The 715-nt window shown below is 70.1% G+C and carries 1 protein-coding gene and 1 pseudogene; one reads left to right on the top strand and one right to left on the bottom strand.

Annotated elements, in window-relative coordinates; genetic code table 11:
- Positions 1 to 422: pseudogene (locus EAO76_RS45620) on the top strand (hypothetical protein); the annotation flags it as partial.
- A 90-nt stretch (positions 423 to 512) separates the two neighbouring features.
- Here EAO76_RS45620 and EAO76_RS41830 read toward each other — a convergent pair.
- On the bottom strand, positions 513 to 715 hold a 203-nt coding region (locus EAO76_RS41830), incomplete at its 5' end, for a DUF6924 domain-containing protein (RefSeq protein WP_399463647.1).

Raw genomic sequence — 715 nt, 5'->3', positions numbered from 1 at the left:
CGCCGGTGCCGGGGTCGGTGGTGCCGCCCTGGCGGGACGGGCTGCCGGTGACCGTGCTCGCGCCCGACTACCAGCGGATTGTGGGCGTGCTGGAGGAACGGCGGTCCGCGGGCGAGGGACCGGTGAAGGCCAAGGAGATCGCGGCGGAGCTGGGCCTTGGGACGACGCCGGCGAAGGTCGAGGGGGTGCGTTCGAAGGCCAGGCGCCTGGCGGAGCGCGGGTGGCTCCTGCTGGAGGCGTCGGGGGCGTTCAGTGCCGGCCGGCGGCCCGCGACCGTGCCAGTCGCCGGCTCATCCGTGGGAGTCGGCCACCCACCGAACGGCCAAGGGCCACAGGGGCGCGCGGCCAGGGGAGAGCCCTATGAAGGCGCGCACCCTCCCACAAGCAAGCGGCCCCGGCCGACGACCCGCGACGCTCGTTGAGACTCCCCACTTCGTTGAACACCGGAGCGAGTGAGGCGAGGAGCATTCCTGGCCGTTTTCAAGGCTCTGTCCGCAGTTCCGTGAACCCATTCAGAAGGACCGGAAGATCCCCTCGGGATCATCGTGAGCCCATGCCGCAAACTCCTCGAAGCCCAGGTTGCCGATGCTCAGGTTCGCGTGAACCTCGTGGAGTCTTGCGGGGATGGTGCGGAAATGGCGGCCGAACTCGGTCAGCTGTGCGTAGTCCTCGTCGTCCACGCACTCCTCCCGCGTCAGCGTGGTGACCGCCAGCA

The sequence above is a fragment of the Streptomyces sp. sk2.1 genome (assembly GCF_008120935.1).
In the GTDB taxonomy this organism is placed as follows: domain Bacteria; phylum Actinomycetota; class Actinomycetes; order Streptomycetales; family Streptomycetaceae; genus Streptomyces.
The sequence above is the reverse complement of the archived record's forward strand: the minus strand, read 5'-3'. Positions and strand labels throughout refer to the sequence as shown.